The organism is Methanosaeta sp. UBA356, assembly GCF_002496465.1.
GTDB lineage: Archaea > Halobacteriota > Methanosarcinia > Methanotrichales > Methanotrichaceae > Methanothrix > Methanothrix soehngenii.
In genome coordinates this window covers 1-4,462 of the sequence record NZ_DAKC01000115.1, presented here as the reverse complement: position 1 = coordinate 4,462, position 4,462 = coordinate 1, and the positions used below count along the sequence as shown (strand labels likewise).

The 4,462-nt window shown below is 50.0% G+C and carries 6 protein-coding genes and 1 tRNA gene; all 7 read left to right on the top strand.

The window, feature by feature from the left end; translation table 11 throughout:
• The coding region (locus BP727_RS11050) for a hypothetical protein (RefSeq protein WP_286858829.1) at positions 1 to 647 on the top strand (647 nt) is incomplete at its 5' end.
• A gap of 130 nt (positions 648 to 777) precedes the next feature.
• The gene (locus BP727_RS11045) at positions 778 to 1,323 is read left to right on the top strand and encodes a 30S ribosomal protein S13 (RefSeq protein ID WP_013718523.1); all 546 of its coding nucleotides are present in this window, start codon (positions 778 to 780) and stop codon (positions 1,321 to 1,323) included.
• 21 nt (positions 1,324 to 1,344) lie between these two features.
• Positions 1,345 to 1,881, top strand: coding sequence for a 30S ribosomal protein S4 (locus BP727_RS11040; RefSeq protein WP_013718524.1), 537 nt, complete (start codon positions 1,345 to 1,347; stop codon positions 1,879 to 1,881).
• Complete coding sequence (locus tag BP727_RS11035) at positions 1,882 to 2,271, top strand: 30S ribosomal protein S11 (protein WP_013718525.1); 390 nt, start codon at positions 1,882 to 1,884, stop codon at positions 2,269 to 2,271.
• Between the two features lie 3 nt (positions 2,272 to 2,274).
• Positions 2,275 to 3,069 (top strand): DNA-directed RNA polymerase subunit D, encoded by a 795-nt coding sequence (locus BP727_RS11030; RefSeq protein ID WP_013718526.1) that lies wholly within the window; start codon positions 2,275 to 2,277, stop codon positions 3,067 to 3,069.
• Between the two features lie 45 nt (positions 3,070 to 3,114).
• Positions 3,115 to 3,199: transfer RNA gene (locus tag BP727_RS11025), tRNA-Leu, on the top strand.
• A 194-nt stretch (positions 3,200 to 3,393) separates the two neighbouring features.
• Positions 3,394 to 3,978, top strand: coding sequence for a hypothetical protein (locus BP727_RS11020; protein ID WP_286858826.1), 585 nt, complete (start codon positions 3,394 to 3,396; stop codon positions 3,976 to 3,978).
• Positions 3,979 to 4,462: the final 484 nt, after the last annotated feature.

Below are 4,462 nucleotides of genomic sequence, written 5' to 3'. Positions count from 1 at the left end.
GAGACAACTCAAGTATGGATACAGGGCCTATTATAATTCTTGCAAATGATCAAAAATGCTGCTACTACCAAAGCAGCATCCAATACATCGCCAGGATTATTACTACTATTTTACATCACAATCGGGACACTACCGTCATAATATTAGCCCAAGGCTTTTATCGTAGTATAATGGTAAGATACGGTGCATATAAATTCAAAGGATCAGAGATAAACATGACCACATTTGAAGAGATTCACCACGCCTTCTTCTATGTGAGCTCTGACGATTACGGGATGAATAGAGCGTTTCTGTGCCTGGATAATGGCGAGATAATCTATCGATCCGAATGGGACGATCCAAAAGAGGAAGATGAGGACGAGTTTGACTGCGATCATTTTATAGAGATCCCACATAAAAACGACCTTGACCTGGGACAGACGCTTGTGATTGAATTTGCAGAGGTGCATCTGCAAGACGATCTGGATCTCGTCCAGAGGATTTTTAGCCGTCGTGGAGCCTACCGGCGGTTCAAGGAGCTCCTGGATGAGAGAGGCCTTCTGCAGACCTTGTATGATTACGAAGACATTCGGGAGAAAGAGGCGCTCGGAGAGTGGGTCCAGGATAACGAGATCGAGCTGGAATCCCAAACGGCCAAATCCTCATAAGTCTTTTATACGAGAAGCATAACTTCACTTTGGCTCATTGGATTAATTCGCCCCACAACGTGTTGAGCGGGCGGCGTCGGGCTGTGACCCGGGGCTGATCCAGAGGAATAAAGTTCCCTGGAGGACTAACTTGGCAAAACCAACTGCAGGAAAAGAGAAGCCTAAGAAGGCAGAAGAGAAGCCTAAGAAGGGCTCTGATGAAGAGCTCAGGCATATAGTTCGCATTTTGAATACCGATCTGGCCGGAAAGAGACAGGTCCACATGGCCCTGACAGGCATCAAGGGCGTGGGCCGCAGATGCGCCAAGATCTTCACCGAGAGAGCGGGAGTGGATCCCAATGCCACCCTCGGACTGCTTCCTGATGCAGAGATCGATAAGCTGAAGAAGGTCGTGGAAGAGGACGCCATCAATATACTGCCCGTTTGGATGGTCAACCGGCGAGGCGATATCGAGACCGGCAAAGATATTCACATCATGGGCATGGACCTGAATATGACCCTCCGCGAAGACCTCGATCTCATGAAGAAGATGAGGAGCTATAAAGGGCTCAGGCATGAACGGGGTCTGAGGGTTAGGGGCCAGAAGACCAGGTCAACCGGACGCACGGGCGCAATCGTAGGCGTCAGCAGAAAGAGGGAAGGAGCACCAGCCGCGGGATCGGCTGCCAAGGAATAGGAAAGGAGAAGGTGGTAAGAGATGGGATATCCAGGCAAGAGTCGAAAGATGTATGCCAGGCCACGTACTCCCTGGCAGGCGGAGAGGATCGCGGGAGAGGTGGAGGTAGTCAAGGCTTATGGACTGCGAAACAAGAGAGAGCTGTGGAAGGCTCAGGCCGTTTTAAAGAAGTACAGGCAGGCCAGCAGAAAGCTCTTGGCAGCGGTATCTTTGGGAGAGGAGCCTCCCCAGGCACAGGCCATCCTCAACCGCCTCAAGAAGCTGGGAATGCTCAAAGAGGAGGGTGATCTGGATTCCATCTTATCCATGAAGGTCAACGACGTTCTGGAGAGAAGGCTGCAGACCCAGGTCTACCGGCAAGGGCTGGCCAACTCCCTGAAGCAGGCCAGACAGTTCATCGTCCACGGCCATATACAGGTCTCCGGGAGGAGAGTGGATGTTCCTGGTTATCTCGTGCCCAGGGGCGAGGAGATGAGCATTGACTATTACATGGGCTCTCCCATGGCCAGCGAGGGTCATCCGGAGAGAGCATCCAGAACACCCAGGGTGGAAGGATAAATGGCAGAAGGAAAGTGGGGCATTGCCCATATATTCTCGTCCTTTAACAACACGATCATCACCATCACCGACCAGACCGGAGCAGAGACTCTGGCCAAGATCTCGGGCGGAATGGTGGTCAAGGCAGCCAGGGACGAGAGTTCTCCCTACACAGCCATGCAGATGGCCATGCAGGTCGCTGACGCTGTGAAGGACAAGGGAATCGTAGGAGTTCACGTCAAGGTACGTGCTCCTGGCGGGAATCAGCAGAGGTCTCCAGGACCGGGCGCACAGGCGGCCATCAGGGCTCTGGCGCGGGCGGGCCTCCGGATCGGCAGGATAGAAGATGCGACCCCCATACCTCACGATGGGACCAAGCCCAGAGGAGGAAAGAGGGGTCGAAGGGTGTAAAGCTTGAATTTCGAGTTGCTTGAGCTGAGGGAGGACCGCATCCGGTACCTCCTCAGCGGCGTTAGCGCCGCTTTCGCCAATGGCATTCGCCGGGCCTGCATGAGCGAGGTTCCGATACTGGCCATAGATGAGATCAACCTCTATGACAATACCTCGGTTCTATTTGACGAGCAGATAGGATTGAGGATAGGGGAAGTCCCGCTGGTGGCAGACGAGCTGGACCTCTTCTCCCAGCCTGAGGATTGCCAGTGCGGCGGGACGGGATGTCCCGGATGCCGGGTGGATTTCATGCTCTCCAAGGAGGGGCCTGGGATGGTTTACTCTGAGGACATTCAGTTCACCGATCCCGGAGTCCGTCCGGCCTTCGATAAGATCCCACTGGTGATTTTGGGTGAGGGAGAGAAGCTGGTGATGGAGGGCTATGCCACCAAGAGAGTGGGCAAAGAGCACTCCAAGTGGCAGGCAGGAACTCTGTGCGGCTACAAGAATCTGCCCAGCATCACTGTGAGCGAGGCATGCGATGGGTGCGGAAAGTGCGTTGAGGCCTGTCCTCGTGATATCCTGGTGATAGAGGAGGGCAGAGCGAAAGCTACAAATATACTGGAATGCTCCTTGTGCAAGCTCTGCGTTGGTGCCTGTGAGGCCGCAGCCATTGATCTTAAGCCCATCCATGATTCCTTTGTGGTTTCCATCGAGGGCAGCGGATCTGTTGCCGCCAAGGATCTGGTGGCAAGAGCAGTGGATGAGATCAAGATGAGAGCTCTTGACCTCGATTCAAAGCTGGCAGAGCTATCTTAGAGCTGGGATCGGCTAAGCGAGCCGATCTGTTACCCATATTTGTGAGCGGGGGTTTCCAAGCCAGGTCAAAGGAGCAGGGTTGAGGGCCCTGTCGCGCAGGCGTTCGCGGGTTCGAATCCCGTCCCCCGCACTAATTTCTCTTTCTTGATATCGCTTCTTGGATTTCTCCTAGATTTGTCTCCAAGCCTGTTGTAATCTTTTTCAGATAAACACTTTTCCAGGGTAAGGGGAGAACCATGTCCTCTATTTATGGCTATAGCTCAATGTAGATCGTAGGGCCACCTCAACAGGTTTATTCTTCTACTAAAGCCCTTAATTGATAACATGACAGAATGGCCTCTGACTCCTGAAGAACTTGAAAAAATGATCGACGATGATTTTATAGAAAGAGCCAAAGGTATGGGTCCTATGGGTTGGGAAGGATATGCCAAATACTTAAAATATGCAGCAGATGTTATATTGGAGAGATATAAACCCGCAATCAAAGAATTAAGTTCTCAAGAGGGCGGAAGAATGGATGTGCCCGAAGAGGAATGGTTTGAACGTGACGTACATTTAATATATACTTATTATTTATTAATGGGTTTGTCTATCGAAAATCTAGTTAAAGGTATTATAATGATCAGACACCCAGAATATTTAAGGAACAACACTGAATTAATTAAAGAGCGCATGGGTACACATAATACAATTTGGTTATTAAATAGTAACAATATTTATGGATTTACCGATTATGAGAATATTTTGGATGCACTCTCAAAGTGCGTCATATGGATGAGCAAATATCCTGTATCATTAAAGCGAAAGAATTTTGATTTGGGATGTGACTGGGTTGATCCAGAAGCAGTAGATAAATTATATAAAAACCTTCATGAGAGATTGGACGAAGAGAAAGAGAGGCTTACTTAAAATGACTCCAATCTATATAAAATAACTCTAATCGAGATCTTCAGTTTTCATTTTTCGGGCCTTTGCAAGGGGGCCTCATTCTCGGATAGGCCCCTTTTTTGGCCGTCAGCCGGGACTACTTGCCGCCCCTACTATACTACCAGGGCTTTGGCCTCAGAGCTAGTGGCTTCTTCTAGTCAATTTGGTCAAAAGGACTTTGGGCTTCAATTACTCTTTTGATTGATTCAGCTATGAGGAGCCTATTGGTTAAAGGATCTAGGTCAACACGGAGAAGTGTGCCGAATTTTCTGTAAAATCTCAGCGGCCCCGTATCCTGATTCTACCTGGGCGGCATAAGAGTGTTTTCGCCGACTCAATTTTGACCCCTCTATTTAAGGAAACGCCAATTCGTTTTTGACCCCCCCAAGAAGGAAAGCCTTCCCTCTCCAAGTATTCTGAGAGGTGGGCGGTAAGGTGAAAACGATGGCAGATGTACGTAGAATCG